This window comes from Nautilia profundicola AmH (assembly GCF_000021725.1).
Taxonomy (GTDB): domain Bacteria; phylum Campylobacterota; class Campylobacteria; order Campylobacterales; family Nautiliaceae; genus Nautilia; species Nautilia profundicola.
Genome location: NC_012115.1, coordinates 1,478,746 through 1,496,628 on the forward strand (window position 1 = coordinate 1,478,746; position 17,883 = coordinate 1,496,628).

Sequence of the window (17,883 nt, forward strand, 5' to 3'; positions counted from 1 at the left end):
TAAATTTTAAAGGAGCCCTAATGTTCAATACACCGATATATCAGTTAAAAAACATATCCGTAAAACTCGAATATAAAAATCCGGCGGGAAGTATAAAAGACAGACCGGCACTTTTTATGATACGCGATGCGATTAATAAAGGTTATAAAGAAATTGTAGAAGCAACAAGCGGAAATACCGGAATCGCATTAGCGTTTTACGCTAAAAAATTCGGAATTAAAGCCACTATTTTTATGCCGGAGAGTTATTCTATTGAAAGACAAAAACTTTTAAAACTTTACGGTGCAAACCTTATATTAACAAAAGGTTCTATAGCCGATTCCATCAATGAGGCAAAAGAGTATGCACAAAAACATAAAGCACTATATACAAACCAGTTTTCTAACCCGTTAAATGCAAAATCTCAGGAAATTACAGCATTTGAAATACTTAATCAGGTTCAAAAAATTGATTGTTTCGTTGCGGGGGTAGGAAGCGGAGGCACAATAACAGGCATAGCAAGAATATTAAAGCCTCTTGGAGTAAAAATTATTGCAGTTGAGAGTGAAAATTCCCCGGTAATATACAACAGACTAAATAATAAAAACCTGCCCGTTAAACCTCATAAAATTCAGGGTATAGGAGCAGGATTTGTAACTGATATAACCGACCTTGATTTAATAGATGACGTAATTCTCGTAAATGATGATGAAGCCGTTGAATTTACAAAACAATTACCAAGCCTTGGGGTCACAGGCGGAATTTCAACCGCCGCGAATATACTTGCATCCCAAAAACTAAACGGTAATATAGTAACAATCGCACCTGATGGAATTGAAAAATATATCAGTATCCTATAAACATTTTTTTATGATTTATCACTTTAGGAAGATATCTTCTTCCCTCATCCGTAGGAAGTCTCATTGTCAGACGCTCATAAACTTCTTTGGGTGAGAGTGAATTGATAATATAATATGCCCTGTCCCTTCTTGTACTAAACACCCTTAAAACATTGCCTATTCCGCTGTTGTATGCCGCAATTGCGCAGTATTCTTTTGAAACAGGGTTTTTAACATTTTTCAGATAATTATAAAAAAGAATATTCAAATAAGCCGTTCCGATTTTAATATTATTTTTCGGAACAAACAAAAACTCTTTACTTGGAATTTTCTTATACCCGTAAGCTCTTTCGTACCCTTCAATTCCTGCTGTTGTCGGAACGATCTGCATAAGTCCAAATGCAGGTACATAGCTCACTGCATAAGGATTAAAATCACTTTCCGTTTTTATAATAGCTAAAACAAGTGTATTTGAAATATGAAATTTTTTAGAGTTTTCTTTTACATAAGGTAAGTATTTTTTCGCTCTTACGTTTTCCGAATTTTTTGCAAGATTAAATGTGACATAATAAATCTTTTGCCCATTTAACACATAACTTTTAAGTCTGTTTTTAATAAGCCAATTTGCATACCTGTTTGCTCTCCAACGGTATAAAACGAGCTTATTTTCAAAATCATAAATCTGCCCGGCTAAAAAAGGTTTACCGTTTAGTTTTATTTTATCACTAAAAAGATCGACGCTTCTCGGGTCATCCGGCATAAGCATAGTATTTACAAGTGCGTTCTGGAGTACTTTTTTATAATCTCTTGCAATTGTTTCTACTTTAACATAACCTTTGTCAAAATCAATAATAGCCCTTGCTTTATATGAATTGGAATATTTTACAAACGTTTTAGTCTGAGGTTTTTTTGGGTTTTTCCAAATACTTATAGCTTTAGTAAATTTTTTAACTTCCAAATCAAAATGTTTAATAAAACTATTTATATCTTTAGCAAGTGCGTAAGGATGAGTTAAATAATAATTTTTTTTACGGTTAGCATAGGATTTTAAAACACTCGTAGGATCTTTTGAAACTACAGCTTGAGCTATTGTTTGGTAATCACTTACAGAACAACCTGCAAATATCAAAAATAGTAGTATATTTATTAAAAACTTCATTTTAGAAGTATAGCAAAACATGTATTATTTAACACTTAAACACAAATACCATACACTTAAAATACCCGTTAAAATAAAATATATACATTATATAAGCTAAGTGACAGACACCAAAACAGAGAGTTTCTAAATGGCTCCGGCGAGAGGACTCGAACCTCTGACCCGACGGTTAACAGCCGTCTGCTCTACCGACTGAGCTACGCCGGAATGTGGAATAAAATTATAACAAAAAAATTTTAAAAATCAACTAATTTTTCCAAAATAGAGTTTCCCTTTTATTCCATTAAAAAAAACTATTTCGCTTTCTTTAAATTCTTCAAGGTTTTGAGATATTTTATTTAAATGTTTCTGCCAATATTTATTATCATCGAGAGGAAAAACTATAAATAATACATATTTATTTTCATACGAGCTTTTTTTTAGCTTATATATATCATCGATAACACTTTTAACATTATCGGTAACGGGTTTGGTTTTATTTAGAACTCCCAGATATTTATAACTTGTATTTACCGTTTTTAGTTCTATGGCGCTGTTTTCAAAAACTATATCAATTAGATCTTTTTCAGGTATAACCTTGCCGTATGCACATAAAATATCCGCAACTTCAACCTTAAGCCATCCTTCAAATTTAGCCCGGACAGTTGCAAAAAGAGCCAAAGAGCGTTTGGCCCTTATTCTTGGAATCAGATTACTTTTAATAACTTCCCAGGCTTTTTCAAAATCCATCAGGTTCTGTATTCTGCGTTTATCTTTACATATTCGTAACTTAAATCACACCCATATGCCGTAAATTCACCATCCCCTATACCAAGATCCACACTGATACTAAAAGAATCTTTTTTCATAACTTTATGTGCTTTTTCTTCGATTTCCGGAGTGAAAAGAATATCTCCCCTGTCATATACAAGAACGTCTCCTATTTTTATCGTAAGAGTGTTTTCATCACACTCCACACCACTTGCACCGATAGTGGATGCAATTCTTCCCCAATTCGGATCTTCACCGAAAATAGCCGTTTTCATAAGAAGTGAATTAGTCAGTGCCTTTGCGGCTGTTTTTGCTTCGTTTACATCTTTTGCACCGCTTACGTTAAACGCTACGAGCTTTGTAGCACCCTCACCGTCTCTTACTATATCCGTGGCGAGTTTTAGCATTACCTGTTTAAGAGCTTCTTTAAACGCTTCTTTATTATATGGTGCTTTGCCTGTTGTTAGCAAAAATACACTGTCGTTTGTAGAAGTGTCTCCGTCCACGCTTATTGCGTTAAAACTGTGTTCGTTTACTTCGCTTAAAATATCTTTCATTTCACTTTCCGGAATATCAGCATCCGTTGTGATAAAGCAAAGCATTGTCGCCATTTGAGGGTTTATCATCCCGGCACCTTTGGCAACACCTCCGATTTTAAATCTTCCAAACTCGCCTTCAACCTCAAATGCGATCTCTTTTTCAAAGCTGTCTGTTGTCATAATAGCTTTTGCGAATTTGTTAGAATCTTTTTCGTTGAAATCAAACTTATCAACTGCTTTTTTTATTTTGTCTTTATCGATTCTTACGCCTATAACTCCGGTTGAACTCATTATTGGATTATTAACCTTAATTTTTGTACCAAGATATTCCAAGATCTCTTCTATATCCTTAATACCTTCTTCACCTGTCATTGCATTTGCGTTTTTAGAATTCGCAAGCAAAAAGTTTGTTGTTTTAATACCTCTTCTTAATACATATTTTAAAGGTGCCGCCTGAAATCTGTTCGTTGTAAAAAGATATGCGACTTTCATATCTTCATCGCTTCTTATAAACCCTACGTCAAACCCTTCTTTTTTAAATCCTGCGTTTACTCCGCCTGCGTATATTCCGTCAACCACACAAACACCGCCGCCAATTGGTGTAATTCTGAATTTCTTATCCATTTCTTCTCCCTTCACAGCTACCTACTTCATAACTTCTTTCTCAACTTATCTACTTCACAACTTAAATAAAATCTATCTCTTTAGGTTTAACCGAACTTCTTATTACTTTTCTGGCTTTACGCATATCTTTACCGGTTCCTATTACCAACAATACATCATTAGGTTTTAATACTACATCACCTTTAGGTATCGGTATAAATTTTCCGTTTTCTTCTTTAATTCCAACTACTGTAACATTAAAAAGCTCTCTTAAATGAACTTCTTTCAGTTTTTTATATGCCACCCATGATTTCTTACTTACAGTAATCTCTTCTAAGTCTAATGGCGTATCAACGGAATATACAAACTCTTCAAGTATATTTTTAACATCCGGATCTACCGTTACAGCCGTCATCCTTTTAGCAATCAGTTTCGTAGGTGAAAGAACTTCATTGGCACCGAGTCTTGTTAGTTTTTCAATCTCTTCATCAGAATTTGCAACAGATAAAATATAATAAGGACTTCTTTTTAAATCTTTTTCATAAAGTCTTACGGAACTGACAACTGCAATATTATCCGTAACATTTTTCGAAAGGGTTATAACGCCTCTTGCACTGCTTAAAAAGGCTTTTTTAATTGCAAGGGTTGTATGCGGATCAGCATTTATAAAATAAGGATATTTATATTTTTTAGCAATTTCTTCCAAATCTTCTCTATTGTCAATTACCACAAAAGGAATATGTGCACGTCTGAGTTCCCTTGTTAGTTCAATAGTATAGTCATTGTGAAAACATATAACCATATGGTTTTTTAACCTTGCAATTTTGTAAAGCATTCTATTCTCCTTAAGCAGTGCTATAAAGCGGCCTTTATTAATTACATCAACAAGTATACCTACAGCATATGAAAATACGGCAAACCCCGCTACAATCAAAAATATCGTAAATAATCTTCCAAGAGGTGATATTGGAGCGATTTCTCCAAATCCAACAGTAGTAAAAGTAATTCCTGTTTGATATATAGCATCAAGCAGGGAAAAATTATCAATCCAAATATACCCTAATGTACCAAACAGCATAATTAAAATTGTAAGTATTACAGGTGTTCTGAAAGGCTTTAATTCACCCCATATTTCAGAAGATAGATCAACTTCAGGTTTTGGGCTTCTTTGCCAATGTAGGAATTTTGCGAGTTTTTTTAGAAATTCTTCAAAAATAGAGTCGTTATTCATAATGACCCCAAGAGGGGAGCTTTATACAGATTTTTTCAAGCTTCTAAGACAGCTTGTACAAATTTTTACTTTTCTGCTAACTCCGTTAATTTCTATTCTAACACTTTGAATGTTAGGATTGAATTTATGTCTTGTTTTTCTATTTGAGTGGCTCACTCTGTTACCGAATTGAGGACCTTTACCACAAATTTCACATTTTCTTGCCATTGTGTTTCCTTTATTAATTTTTAAGCGCTTTGATTTTTAAGTTTGAAATTATACCAAAAAAAATAATTTTTTGCTTTTAAATTTTTCCTTAAAAAAAGGAATTAGTGAAGCTCTTCGTTTAATTTTACTTCACGTCTGCTTCTAAATGCTACCATTTTTCCTTTTGTAGTGTCAAATCTGTAATGAACGCCGTTTAATCCCGCAAGTTCCAGACCTTTAAAATATTCTTTATATTCAGCACTCCATTCAGGATTTACTTCTTTGATTTTGTTAAATTCGTCTTCACTAATCCAGATTTTAGTTCCTTCAAGCACTGCTATACCAGCATCTACGATACATCCGTCACCTAAAGGAATACCAGTTACACTGTTTGCTCCAAGTAATGTATTTCTTCCGATAGTAATAGGATTACCATTAGTCCCGCTTAGTACTCCAAGAATAGAAGCACCTCCACCAACGTCTGCACCCTCTTTAACAACCGCAGATGAAGAAATTCTACCTTCTACCATTACAGGACCTTCAGTACCTGCATTAAAGTTGATATAGCTTGCTCCAGGCATTACGGTTGTTCCGGCAGCAAGCTGAGCTCCCATTCTTACTTTTGCAGTATCAAGGATTCTTGTATTATCATCCGGAATAACATGAGATAGGAATCTTGGAAATTTATCTACATATTCCACTTCAGGATATGCGTCTTTTAATTTAAGTTCAATTTCGTTTTCTCTTAAGTAATCAAGTTCAATCGGAACGTTACCAACCCACGCGCAGTTTGTAAGAATACCAAACGCTCCATTTAAATTTAAACTTCTTAAAGGAACTTTTCTTTGTGATAATGCATAAAGTTTCAAATACACCGCTTCAACGCTTTGTGGTGCTTCATCTTCAAATAAAAAGCAGATTCTGTAATTATCCATTACCTCATCATCAAAAATTTCTTTTAATATTTTAAGTACCTGAATATTTTTATGTTTATCACCCTCTGCTTCTTCCACAAGATCTTTTCCGAAAAGATCCAAAGCCGTTTCCACGAATTCTTTTGTTACATCTGCAACAAATTCGCTTGAATTAAAATCCACTTCAATATCATTCTCAAAAAGGCTTCTTATAAATACAGCCGCACTTCCAAAATTTTCATTCCAATTTATTATAGGATAAGTAGCTTGTAAGACCTTATCACGATTTACTTGACCGAAATCCACCCTTGCAATTCCAAATGCCAAAGGCTTTTTGTATCCTTGTATATTTTCTACAAGATTTTCAAACATAAATTATCCTTTTTTATTTGAATTATATCAAATTATATCTCTTCTTTCGGCGCTGAGAAATAATATCCTTGGAAACAATCAATATCTAATGTTTTTAAATACTCCAAGGTTTCCTTGTTTTCAACAAACTCCGCAATTATTTGCATTTTTACCTCTTTTGCAAAGTTAACAATGGTTTTTACAATAATTTGAGAGTTTTTATCGGTAAGTATATTTTTAATAAGACTACCGTCAATTTTCAATCCGTCGGCCCCTAGTGACAGTAAATAATCAAAATTAGCGTAACCGCTTCCAAAATCGTCAATTAGTATTTTACATCCGTATTTTTTTAGTTCTTTAATAAATTCGTATGCATTTTTTGAATTCTTAATATCTTCACTTTCAACAATTTCGAAACTAACCCTTTGTGGTTCACTGAAATTTGAGAGTTTATCAATAATAAACTCTTTTATATAATCATTCTCCATATCCAGGGTACTGAGGTTTATAGAAAACTCATATTTCGAATCATTAAATTTCTTAAATGTCTTATCTATTACCTGTTTTGTGATTTCAAAATATAATCTTGATTTTTTGGCAACGTCCAAAAAGAAATAAGGTGATATTACTTGATTTTTTTCATCAATCAACCTCACAAGAGCTTCATATTTACAAATATTCCCTTCTTTATCAACTATCGGTTGATAAAATGGTACGATTTTATTATTTTCTATTGCAACTTTTAATTTTTTAAGCCAAATTAAATGCTCTTGATAAGAGTCCCTGATCTTTTCCGCTTCACTGCAAAAAGCTATATCTTTATTCAAAAATCTCGTTGCATCAAGAGCGGATAAAGCCCTCATAAAGTTTCTGTGAGTATACGCAATCCCCGCTCTAAATTTAATAACTATGGAATAATCCCCTATTTCATAAGGTTCTTCAAGCTTTTTAATAAGTTCTTTTGCAAAATTATAAATTTCCTCTTTGGAGATATTTTTATTTAACAAAATCGCAAACTCATCAATTTTAATATGAAAGACTCTATAATCTTTCAATCTTTCGGCAACTTTTTTAATGATTTCGTCCGCTACTTTTTCACCATAGTAATAATTTATTTCTTTAAATGAATCTATATCTAAAAGCAGTATAGGGTAATCATTCTTTTTCATTAACGAAAGTAATTTTTTTCTATTAGGTAACCCGGTTAACTCATTATAATAAAGGCTTTTATATAAATTCTTTTGATAACTTTTTAAAGAAGTTACGGTTTTGTTTATTTCTTTTTTAATAATATCAAATTCAAAAAAATTAAGTTTTTTTCTGAAAGGCCTGTATATATTTTGAGCTAAATTGTTCTGTAAATAATTATTTATGTTTTTAATGTCTTTAAAAATAAGGTTATTAATTCTCATAAATAAAATTACACCCAATAAATATAAAAACAGTAAAAGTATCGACAGCTTGATAAACAACAAATCAACTTTATGTTTAATTTCATTAAAAGGAATTTTTACAGAAATTATTCCCCTTATTTCGCCTAATTTATATCCAAATGCCCTGTCCCCGTATAATTTTTCAATCTTTTGCAATAAAGGTTTAGGTATTGTATTTTTAGGACCATGACACCTAAGGCAGCTTTTTTCAATTTTTAAGGGATATGCATAAAAAAGATGCTCATAACCGATAGTTTTATGACCTCTATGAATTTGAAAGAATTCTTTGGCTTTTGGATGGGTTCTAAAATAATCAATTGCCAACAGCTCGTATTCGTTTGGTTTATTATTAGGATTTCTATATTTATCTGAAGTTTGCCTAACATATATTTTTTCATTTTTTTCTATTAAAAGCGCTATTCTGCCTACAGCATATGCCGGTGTTAAAGAAAACGGATGAAATTTTTTATCTTCTATTTCTACATACGGAGCGACTTTTGCTAAATATTCTCTTGTATAAACTAATGTATGCGTAAGAAGTCTGGCTTTTTGAACTTCTTGTTCAAGAATAAAAGATGTTATTGCTTTATATAAAACAAACAATAAAAAAATCAGTCCTACTCCTGAGAAGATAAAAGATTTTATCATCTCATTTTTAATTTTTTTCAATTAAAGCCTTTACTCAACTGTTACGGATTTTGCCAAATTCCTTGGCATATCCACATCATTGCCCATTCTTACAGCTACTTCTAATGCTAAAAGCTGTGTTATTACCATCATTTCAAAAAACTCTATCATAGGATGATTACTATTTTTAATTTTAACAAAATCGTCAGTCATTTCTATAAATTCACTTGATATTGTTAGGACTGTAGCATCTCTTGCGACTAATTCTTCAATATTGGATTTTGTTTTTTCATACAGTATGTTCTTACTTAAAAGTGCAACAACAAAAAGTTCAGGGTCAGCCAATGCAATAGGACCGTGCTTCATCTCTCCCGCCGGATATCCTTCAGCATGAATATAGCTTATTTCTTTAAGTTTAAGTGCACCTTCGAGTGCTAACGGGAAAAATATATCCCTTCCTATAAAGAAAAACCCGTGTCCATGCAGGTATCTTTTTGAAAGTCTTTTTATCTTTTCATGTAATGCGGTATCAACTTTAGTAGCTTCGATAGCGGAATTTATAGCTTCATACTCATTTATATCGCCCAAATAATTACTAAGCATCCATAATGTCATAACCTGTGTTGCAAACGCTTTGGTAGACGCCACTCCTTTTTCTATTCCGGCTCTGAGCAATATTGTTTTATCAGCCACTCTTACAATAGAAGAATTATCCACATTACAAAGCGCCAATGTTTTAAGCCCGGCTTCCTTTGCCATTTTAAGAGTTTCAAGGGTGTCAGCCGTTTCACCTGACTGAGAAATAACTATAAAAAGAGTATCTTTTGTAAGAAGTGGGTTTCTGTATCTCAGTTCACTTGCAACCTCTACATCAACTCTTATTTTCGCATTCCTCTCTATCAGATACTTTCCTACAAGTCCCGCATGATAGCTTGTCCCGCATGCACTTATTATAATATTGTTGATTCCATTAAAAAAACTTTTATCCACTTCGTCGAATTTAATACCGTCTTCGGTGTTTCTGCCAAGTATAGTTTCTTTTAAAATATCAAACTGCTCATATATCTCTTTTTCCATATAAAATCTGAATCCGCCTTTTTTTGCAGACTCTTTATCGGTAGGCAAATCTTTAAATTCAGGAGATATCATTAAATTTTTTTGAAATATATGAATTTCATTTTCAGTAACGTACCCATATTCTCCGTCTTCTAAATAATGAGCCTGCTTCGCGTACCCTATTAAAGGTGCGTCTGAAGATGCAAAATAGATACCTTTAGAGTTTTTGGCAACTATTAGAGGAGAACCTTTTTTCGCAAAAAAAATTTTATCAGGCTCTTTTTTGGTAATAAGTAGTATCGCGTAAGCGCCGTCTATTTTTTCAATTGTTTTTTTAAACGCCTCAAAAGGATCTCCGTTACAAAAATATTCAAACAGTTTTACAATTACTTCCGTATCGGTTTGGGACACGAAATTTATGTTTTTTTCCTCTAAAAACTTTTTAATTTCCTGATAGTTTTCAATAATTCCATTATGAACCACAGCGCTGAACTGTCCGGTATGGGGATGAGCGTTTATTTCCGTAGGTTTTCCGTGTGTCGCCCACCTTGTGTGTCCTATTCCGAGTTTAGGATTTTCAAATTTAACCTGATCAAGCTTTCTTTCAAGGTTTTTCAGCTTTCCTACTGCTTTTATTACTTTTATTTCTTTATTGTCTATAATAGCAATACCGGCACTGTCGTATCCTCTGTATTCGAGTTCTTTTAACCCTTCTATTAAGTATTTTTGAGGTTTTTCGATACCGATACATCCAACAATACCGCACATTATTTAAATTCCTTCTCATAAAAATAATTAGTTGCCTCAATAAACCCTTTTACACTTCCGCAGTCAAATCTTTTACCTTTGAATTTATACGCTATTACCATTCCTTCTTTTGCCTGTTTTAAAAGAGCGTCTGTAAGCTGTATTTCCCCTCCTCGTCCTGGTTTAGTGATTTTTAACAGATCAAAAATATCAGGTGTAAGTATATATCTTCCTATTATCGCTAAATTACTCGGTGCTTTATCCACATCCGGTTTTTCAACCATATCATCCACCATATACACACCTTCTTCTATCTCTCTTCCGGCTATTACTCCGTATTTATTCACCTCTTCTTTCGGTACTTCTTCTATTGCTACGATTGTACATTTGAATTTGTTATATAGTTTCACCATTTGGGTTAATACATCGCCTTCACATAAATCATCCGCAAGCACCACCGCAAAAGGATTATCCCCTATTAAAGGTTCCCCTGTAAGCACCGCGTGCCCAAGTCCTAACATCTCTTTTTGTCTTACGTATGTAAATGTGCATTTGTTTATCATTTCATTAGTTTCGTGTAAAAGTTTCGCTTTACTCGAGTCTTTTATTTTCTCTTCAAGCTCGGGTGAAAAATCCAAATAATCTTCAATAGCTCTTTTGTTTCTTCCTGTTACAAACCCTATTTCATTTATACCGGCATTCATACATTCCATTATTCCGTAATGAATTAGAGGTTTGTTTACCACAGGTAACATCTCTTTTGGTACCGATTTTGTAGCCGGTAAAAATCTCGTACCGTACCCCGCAGCCGGAAATAAAGCTTTTTTAATCATCAATTCTCCTTTAAATCACATTTTAATGATAAATCTATAAGTTTTTGTGCAAGTTCTTTACTTTTATCAATAACATACACGTTGTGGTTCGAATAAAACTCTTTTTCAACATCGGAATCCGTTAAAACAATTATATTCAAATTAGGATTGATATCTAAGATATTTTCAACAATCATATGCGTATGATCTTCATTTTGTGTAGTTATGATAACCGCACTCGCGTCTTCAATATTCAAACTCTCCAGAACTTTTTTATTCGCTGCGTTTCCGAATATTACATTATCACCGTTTTTAAGACCTTTTTTTACCTCTTCTATCTGTTTATCAATAGCTACATACGGTATACCCGCATTTGTAAGCTTTTTTGCAACCCTTTGACCAATTTTGTCATATCCTATTAAAATAATATGCCCAGCTGTTTTAGCGGGTTTTAACATAAATTCCTCAAAGTCCTGTATATCTTTATCAAAAATATCTGCAATTTTGTAAATATATCTTACAATAAACGGTGTTAAAACCATCGAAATCACGGTAGCAACTACAAGTTTTTGCAACAAATCCGATTCAACAAGATTATGTTTACTCATTAAGGCGAATATTACAAAAGCGAATTCACCTATTTGTGAAAGCGTAAATGCGGTTTTAATAGCAATACGATTGTGTTTTACAAAGTATTTAAGCATCAGATATATTACCCCGGCTTTTGCAAACATAAACGCCACAGTCATTAAAAGAATTGTAAAAATATTATTAATTACAAAATGCAAATCCACCATTAATCCTACAGAAATAAAAAACACCCCAAGTAATATATCCCTAAACGGTACCAAATCCGCTTCAATCTGATATTTGTACTTCGTTTCACTAAGAATCATCCCCGCAAGAAACGCACCAAGCGAATAGCTAAGCCCGAAAAAATGTGCAATTTCCGCCGCGGTCAATACAACAAGAAGTACTGTTGCTATAAAAATTTCATCCGATTTCGTTTTTGTGGCATGCGAAATAACAAACGGCGCAATATATTTACCGTATATCCATATAAAAGCCCCTAAAGCGGCAAAACCGCCTAATGTTTTTAAAATAAGCTGTGTTAAATTTGCATCTTTGTTTACAATAATCGAAATTGCAATAAGTATTGGAATCACCGCAATATCTTGAAAAAGTAAAATTCCAAGCGATATACGTCCGTATGGTTTTGAAATTTCTCTATTTTCATTTAAAAGCTTTAAAACGATAGCGGTAGAACTAAGTGCTATAGCCGCACCTATAATAAATGCTATTCTAACATCAAGACCTAAAGCCAACCAGAAAAACAGTCCGAAAAAACCGCTTACAAGAACCATTTCTGCAATACCGAAACCGAAAACCTCTTTTTTCATTGATTTTAGTTTTTCGGGAGAAAACTCAAGCCCTATCATAAACATTAAAAATACAATTCCCATTTCAGCTATAAGCTCAATTGTATGTTTATCGATATCAAATATATTGCTGACAATCACACCAGTAAATATATAGCCTATAATAGGAGGTATTTTATACCTTGCAAAAGGTATATTAAAACTTAACGCAATAAACAATAATACAATAACAATTAAAACGGGACTAACCATTAATTGCCTTAATAATCACATTTCTTTCTCTCGGTCCGTCAAACTCCACTAAAAATATGCCCTGCCAGTCACCAAGAACCACATTAGCATTTTCCACTATTAATGTAAGATTGCTTCTTAAAAATGCGGCTTTAAGATGAGCTCTCGCATTCGAATGAGAATAATCCCTGTATGGTACGATATCTTTTAACATTCCTAATAAGTCTCTTCTAAGAGTAGCGTCACTCTTTTCAAAAATAATTACACTTGCGGTGGAGTGAGGACAAAATACTGTTACAATTCCATCTTTCACCCCGCTTTTTATAACAGCCTCTTTTATTTCGTTAGTAATATCTATTACTTCCGATTTGTAATTGGTTTTGAATTTAAGCTTTTGCATACCTTCTCCTTTTTAGTAAATATTATTTTTTTCTTTCAGCTTCTTTGTGTAAAAATTCTTTTAATAATTTATACTCTTTTTTATCAAAATATCTGGTTTTACCGGTTGGCAACGCATTTAAACTAACCCATCCGTAAGAAAGTCTTTTTAAATCCACAACTTCACTTCCGAAATTTGCAAAAAATCTTCTAAGCTCTCTATTTTTACCTTCTCCGATTGCTACTTTAAGTGTTGAATATTTCGGAGTGTTTTTAATAATCTGAGCACTTAAAAACGGTTTTAAAACCATTTTTTTAATTTCATTTTCTTCATGCGCCCCCGCATCTCCTACCTCAACGCCGTTTTGCATAGCTTCAATCATTTTATCGGTTATTTCACCCTTGATTTTAAGTTTATATACTCTCGGAAGATCAGAATTCATAAGCGCATGGGCAACTTTTGGCGAATCTGTTAAAATCAACAGTCCTTCACTGTTAAAATCAAGTCTTCCTACCGGTATAAAATGTCTGTATTTTTTAGGCAGGGAATCATATATTGTTTTTCTTCCTCTGTCATCTTTTTTGGTTACAAGCTCACCTCTTGGCTTGTTATATACAATACAAGTATATTTCGTACTTTTTTTAACAGGTTTTCCGTTTACGGCAACTTTATCACCCTCTTCCACTTCGAAACCGGGTTCTTTTATAACACGTCCGTTAACTTTAACACGCCCGTCAAATATAAGCTTGTCAGCTTCTCTTCTTGAATAAGTCGTATGATGACTTATAAATTTATTTAATCTCACTTTTTTCCTTTATTTCTATACATAAATTTTTCTCCATCCCTTTATCCCCTTTTTTTTCTCTTCACCACTTCACAACTTACCCACTTCACCACTTATTACTTAATTCCCGCTTCCACCAAGTTATGGATATGTATAACACCGGCAATATTGCCGTTTTCGTCCGTTACAGGCAGAAACTGTATCTTATTGTCTTCCATAAACTTAAGTGCATCTGCAGCAAGCACTTCTTTAGATATCGTTTTAGGATCAATAGTTGCAAAATCTATCGCTTTTGCTTTTAAGTCGAATTTATCACTCATCATTGCTCTTCTTAAATCCCCGTCACTGAGAATTGCTTTTACTCTCTTATTATCCAAAAACAATACGTGTCCAAGCTTACCTTCAGTCATTTTAATAATCGCTTCTTGAAGCGTATCATCTTCATCAGCTACAGGGAACTCTCTTTTCATAAGATCTTTTACTTTTACAAACAGTTTTTTCCCAAGACTTCCTCCGGGATGAAACGAAGCAAAATCTTCTTTTGTAAAATTCCTTTTTTTCATAAGGCATACGGCCAATGCATCCCCCATAGCAAGAGTAAGTGTCGTCGAACTTGTAGGAGCTATATTTAGCGGACAGGCTTCTTTATTAACATGAATGTTTAAAACCACATCCGCATATCTCGCAAGAGTTGAATTCATTTTCCCTGTCATGGCTATTAAAGGAACTTCGAATCTTTTAATATGAGGAAGAATTTTAATAAGCTCTTCACTCTCTCCAGAGTAACTAATAGCCAAAACACTGTCGTCTTTCGTAATCATTCCAAGATCTCCATGTAAAGCCTCAGTAGGATGTAAAAAGAAACTGGGAGTCCCGGTACTTGCCAATGTTGCAGCGATTTTAGAGCCAATTAGCCCAGATTTTCCTACTCCTGTTACAATTAACTTACCTTTGGTGTTATAAGCTATTTCAACAGCTTTTTCAATACCTTCAACACTTGCGTTTAAAAGCTCGTTTGCCTCTATTTCAAGTACTTCTCTTGCTATTTTTTTAAAATCCACAAATTCCCTTTTTAATGTAATTATATCAAAACAAGTTACGATATTATGTAGGAATATTCGATGATTTATCACTTATTTTTTCCTTATTTATTGAATATTTATGTTACTTTTTCACACATATGTTTAAATATATATTTTTAAAATGTAACTATTTGTAAAAATAAGAGTTATAATTCAAACAAAAAAGGATTCTCATGAGTTTCATTGAAGAATACAAAAAACACACTGAAGAAAGAGCAAAACTTGGAATTCCTCCATTACCTCTAACTGCTGAGCAGACTGCTGAGCTTGTTGAACTTCTTAAAAAAGTTCCTATTGTTGAAGAAGAATACTTAATGGATCTTTTCCTAAACCACATCAACCCTGGTGTTGACGACGCGGCATATGTAAAAGCTGCATTTTTAAACGACATCGTTCAAGGTAAAACAAGCTCTCCTGCAATTTCTAAAAAAAGAGCTGTTGAGATCCTTGGTACAATGCTTGGAGGTTACAACGTAAAACCTCTAATCGACGCACTGAGCCACGAAGATGAAGAAGTGGCACAGGAAGCTGCAAACCAGCTTAAAAACACTCTACTTGTTTACGACGCATTCCATGATGTTGAAGATTTGGCTAAAGCCGGAAACAAATACGCAAAAGAAGTGCTTGAAAGCTGGGCAAACGCTGAATGGTTTACTACTAAACCTAAACTTCCTGAAAGTATTAAAGCGGTAGTTTTCAAAGTTCCGGGTGAGACAAACACAGACGACCTTTCACCGGCAAGTGAAGCATTTACAAGAAGTGACATTCCTTTGCATGCACTATCTATGTTAAAAGCAAAAATGCCAAACGCACTTGAAACTATTGAAGAGCTTAAAAAAACAGGTCACCCTGTAGCGTTCGTAGGTGACGTTGTGGGTACCGGTAGTTCAAGAAAATCAGCGGCAAACTCTGTAATCTGGCACATCGGTGAAGAAATCCCTTATGTTCCGAACAAAAAAAGAGGCGGTATCGTAATCGGCGGTGTTATCGCGCCTATTTTCTTCAATACATGTGAAGACGCGGGAGCACTTCCAATCGAAGCACCTGTTGAAAATCTTGAAACAGGCGATGTTATCGAAATCAGACCATATGAAGGTAAAATCCTTAAAAACGGTGAAGTTGTTAGTGAATTTAAACTTAAGCCAAACACACTTCCGGATGAAGTACAAGCAGGTGGTAGGGTTCCGCTAATTATCGGTAAAAACCTAACTAAAAAAGCAAGAGAATCTCTTGGCTTAAATCCTGATACAGATATTTTCACAAAACCTGAACAGCCGGAAGACAAAAAAGGTGTGGGTTATACGCTTGCTCAAAAAATCATCGGTAAAGCATGCGGAATGGAAGGCGTTAGACCAGGTATGTACGTTGAGCCTACATGTGCAACAGTAGGTAGCCAGGATACTACAGGTGCGATGACAAGAGACGAAATCAAAGAACTTGCGGCACTTGGATTTAATGCAGACCTTGTAATGCAGAGTTTCTGTCACACAGCTGCATATCCAAAACCTGCGGATATCAAACTGCACCACACTCTTCCTGCGTTTATTACAAGCAGAGGCGGTGTTGCACTAAGACCTGGTGACGGTGTTATCCACTCATGGCTTAACAGAATGATCCTGCCTGATACACTCGGTACAGGTGGAGATTCACATACAAGATTCCCTATGGGTATTTCATTCCCGGCTGGGTCTGGACTTGTTGCTTTTGCAGCGGTTACAGGAAGTATGCCTCTAAACGTACCTGAGAGTGTACTTGTTAGATTCAAAGGTGAGCTTCAGCCTGGTATCACTCTAAGAGACCTTGTAAACGCAATCCCATACTTTGCAATAAAAGAAGGACTACTAACAGTTGAAAAGAAAAACAAAAAGAACGTATTTAACGGTAGAATCCTTGAAATCGAAGGTGATATTATCAGAAACCTTACAATCGAGCAGGCATTCGAACTTGCCGACGCTTCAGCTGAAAGAAGTGCGGCTGCATGTACGGTAGACGTAAGTGAAGATCAGGTTGCTGAGTACCTAAAATCAAACATCAAACTTCTTGAAGCTATGATTGAAGCGGGATATGAAGATAAAAGAACAATCCAAAGAAGAATCGATAAAATGAAAGAGTGGTTAGATAACCCTACTCTTCTAAGAGCAGATAAAGACGCTGAATATGCAGCTGTTATCGAAATCGACCTAAATGAAATTACTGAACCTATCGTTGCATGTCCGAACGATCCTGATGACGTTGCAACAATTTCTGAAGTACTTGCAGACAGCAACAGACCTCACAAAATCGACGAAGTATTTATCGGAAGCTGTATGACAAACATCGGTCACTACAGAGCTGCAGGTGAAATCCTGCAAGGTGAAGGTCAGGTGCCTACAAGACTTTGGATCGCACCTCCTACAAAAATGGATAAAGAACAGCTTACTGAAGAAGGATATTACTCAATCTTTGGTCAGGCGGGTGCAAGAATCGAAATCCCTGGATGTTCATTATGTATGGGTAACCAGGCAAGAGTTGCGGACAACGCAAACGTATTTTCAACATCAACAAGAAACTTCGACAACAGACTTGGTAAAGGTGCAAAAGTTTACCTTGGAAGTGCAGAGCTTGCAGCTGTAACTGCAATGCTTGGAAGAATTCCTACTAAAGAAGAATACCTTGAAATTGTAGAGAAAAAACTTGCAGGAAAAGAAGATAAAGTTTACAAATACCTATACTTCCATGAAATGCCTGAAGACTACGTTAGAAAAATGCTAAGCTTAACGCTTCAGTAATTTTTCTTTTTCTTTTTTTATTTCAAAATTTCAC

15 protein-coding genes and 1 tRNA gene are annotated in these 17,883 nt (G+C 34.3%); 2 read left to right on the forward strand and 14 right to left on the reverse strand.

All coding sequences use genetic code 11. The features are described 5' to 3' along the window. The first annotated feature begins 20 nt into the window (after nt 1-20). Nucleotides 21-839, forward strand: coding sequence for a PLP-dependent cysteine synthase family protein (locus tag NAMH_RS07755; RefSeq protein WP_015902021.1), 819 nt, complete (start codon nt 21-23; stop codon nt 837-839). Here NAMH_RS07755 and NAMH_RS07760 read toward each other — a convergent pair. The 14 genes from NAMH_RS07760 to NAMH_RS07825 all read right to left on the reverse strand — a co-directional run bounded on the left by NAMH_RS07760 (nt 826) and on the right by NAMH_RS07825 (nt 15,060). Beyond that, nucleotides 826-1,977 carry a murein transglycosylase domain-containing protein gene (locus NAMH_RS07760; protein WP_015902196.1) on the reverse strand — a complete coding sequence of 384 codons (1,152 nt, stop codon included), beginning with the start codon at nt 1,975-1,977 and terminating at the stop codon, nt 826-828. The genes NAMH_RS07755 and NAMH_RS07760 overlap by 14 nt on opposite strands. A gap of 131 nt (nt 1,978-2,108) precedes the next feature. Further along, nucleotides 2,109-2,184, reverse strand: a tRNA-Asn gene (locus tag NAMH_RS07765). A 36-nt stretch (nt 2,185-2,220) separates the two neighbouring features. Then, nucleotides 2,221-2,706, reverse strand: coding sequence for a hypothetical protein (locus NAMH_RS07770; protein WP_012663766.1), 486 nt, complete (start codon nt 2,704-2,706; stop codon nt 2,221-2,223). Next, entirely contained in the window at nt 2,706-3,890 is a 1,185-nt protein-coding gene (gene argJ / locus NAMH_RS07775; RefSeq protein ID WP_015902284.1) for a bifunctional glutamate N-acetyltransferase/amino-acid acetyltransferase ArgJ, read from the reverse strand. Before argJ ends, NAMH_RS07770 begins: the two co-directional genes overlap by 1 nt. Nucleotides 3,891-3,951: 61 nt before the next feature. Further along, a complete protein-coding gene (locus NAMH_RS07780; protein WP_015902614.1) occupies nt 3,952-5,100 on the reverse strand; it encodes a potassium channel family protein in 1,149 nt (382 codons plus the stop codon). Between the two features lie 21 nt (nt 5,101-5,121). Next, the gene (gene rpmB, locus NAMH_RS07785) at nt 5,122-5,307 is read right to left on the reverse strand and encodes a 50S ribosomal protein L28 (protein ID WP_015902618.1); all 186 of its coding nucleotides are present in this window, start codon (nt 5,305-5,307) and stop codon (nt 5,122-5,124) included. Nucleotides 5,308-5,408: 101 nt separating this feature from the next. Next, entirely contained in the window at nt 5,409-6,572 is a 1,164-nt protein-coding gene (locus NAMH_RS07790) for a 2,3,4,5-tetrahydropyridine-2,6-carboxylate N-succinyltransferase (protein ID WP_012663956.1), read from the reverse strand. A gap of 32 nt (nt 6,573-6,604) precedes the next feature. Beyond that, on the reverse strand, nt 6,605-8,653 hold the full coding sequence (locus tag NAMH_RS07795; protein WP_015902711.1) for an EAL domain-containing protein: 2,049 nt from the start codon (nt 8,651-8,653) through the stop codon (nt 6,605-6,607). Between the two features lie 9 nt (nt 8,654-8,662). Then, complete coding sequence (glmS, locus tag NAMH_RS07800) at nt 8,663-10,435, reverse strand: glutamine--fructose-6-phosphate transaminase (isomerizing) (protein WP_015901923.1); 1,773 nt, start codon at nt 10,433-10,435, stop codon at nt 8,663-8,665. Continuing rightward, nucleotides 10,435-11,247: a UTP--glucose-1-phosphate uridylyltransferase GalU gene (galU, locus tag NAMH_RS07805; protein WP_012663575.1), complete on the reverse strand. Its 813-nt coding sequence runs from the start codon at nt 11,245-11,247 to the stop codon at nt 10,435-10,437. Before galU ends, glmS begins: the two co-directional genes overlap by 1 nt. After that, the gene (locus tag NAMH_RS07810; RefSeq protein ID WP_015902398.1) at nt 11,247-12,857 is read right to left on the reverse strand and encodes a cation:proton antiporter; all 1,611 of its coding nucleotides are present in this window, start codon (nt 12,855-12,857) and stop codon (nt 11,247-11,249) included. The genes galU and NAMH_RS07810 overlap by 1 nt, the downstream gene beginning before the upstream one ends. Beyond that, nucleotides 12,850-13,236, reverse strand: coding sequence for a secondary thiamine-phosphate synthase enzyme YjbQ (locus tag NAMH_RS07815; protein WP_015902451.1), 387 nt, complete (start codon nt 13,234-13,236; stop codon nt 12,850-12,852). The genes NAMH_RS07810 and NAMH_RS07815 overlap by 8 nt, the downstream gene beginning before the upstream one ends. 22 nt (nt 13,237-13,258) lie before the next feature. Continuing rightward, on the reverse strand, nt 13,259-14,020 hold the full coding sequence (locus NAMH_RS07820) for a pseudouridine synthase (RefSeq protein WP_015901716.1): 762 nt from the start codon (nt 14,018-14,020) through the stop codon (nt 13,259-13,261). A gap of 95 nt (nt 14,021-14,115) precedes the next feature. Next, nucleotides 14,116-15,060, reverse strand: a complete 945-nt coding sequence (locus NAMH_RS07825) for a KpsF/GutQ family sugar-phosphate isomerase (RefSeq protein WP_012664030.1) — start codon at nt 15,058-15,060, stop codon at nt 14,116-14,118. A 194-nt stretch (nt 15,061-15,254) separates the two neighbouring features. On the opposite strand from NAMH_RS07825, the gene acnB reads away from it, so the two are divergent. Further along, nucleotides 15,255-17,849: a bifunctional aconitate hydratase 2/2-methylisocitrate dehydratase gene (gene acnB / locus NAMH_RS07830; protein ID WP_015902639.1), complete on the forward strand. Its 2,595-nt coding sequence runs from the start codon at nt 15,255-15,257 to the stop codon at nt 17,847-17,849. Nucleotides 17,850-17,883: the final 34 nt, after the last annotated feature.

Excerpts from the sequence above, each read along its gene's own strand:
- NAMH_RS07810 (WP_015902398.1), bottom strand. The coding sequence starts at position 12,857 with ATGGTTAGTCCCGTTTTAATTGTTATTGTATTATTGTTTATTGCGTTA.
- rpmB (WP_015902618.1), bottom strand. The coding sequence starts at position 5,307 with ATGGCAAGAAAATGTGAAATTTGTGGTAAAGGTCCTCAATTCGGTAAC.
- NAMH_RS07790 (WP_012663956.1), bottom strand. The coding sequence starts at position 6,572 with ATGTTTGAAAATCTTGTAGAAAATATACAAGGATACAAAAAGCCTTTG.
- NAMH_RS07760 (WP_015902196.1), bottom strand. The coding sequence starts at position 1,977 with ATGAAGTTTTTAATAAATATACTACTATTTTTGATATTTGCAGGTTGT.
- NAMH_RS07755 (WP_015902021.1), top strand. The coding sequence starts at position 21 with ATGTTCAATACACCGATATATCAGTTAAAAAACATATCCGTAAAACTC.
- NAMH_RS07770 (WP_012663766.1), bottom strand. The coding sequence starts at position 2,706 with ATGGATTTTGAAAAAGCCTGGGAAGTTATTAAAAGTAATCTGATTCCA.
- glmS (WP_015901923.1), bottom strand. The coding sequence starts at position 10,435 with ATGTGCGGTATTGTTGGATGTATCGGTATCGAAAAACCTCAAAAATAC.
- acnB (WP_015902639.1), top strand. The coding sequence starts at position 15,255 with ATGAGTTTCATTGAAGAATACAAAAAACACACTGAAGAAAGAGCAAAA.
- galU (WP_012663575.1), bottom strand. The coding sequence starts at position 11,247 with ATGATTAAAAAAGCTTTATTTCCGGCTGCGGGGTACGGTACGAGATTT.
- NAMH_RS07815 (WP_015902451.1), bottom strand. The coding sequence starts at position 13,236 with ATGCAAAAGCTTAAATTCAAAACCAATTACAAATCGGAAGTAATAGAT.
- NAMH_RS07780 (WP_015902614.1), bottom strand. The coding sequence starts at position 5,100 with ATGAATAACGACTCTATTTTTGAAGAATTTCTAAAAAAACTCGCAAAA.
- argJ (WP_015902284.1), bottom strand. The coding sequence starts at position 3,890 with ATGGATAAGAAATTCAGAATTACACCAATTGGCGGCGGTGTTTGTGTG.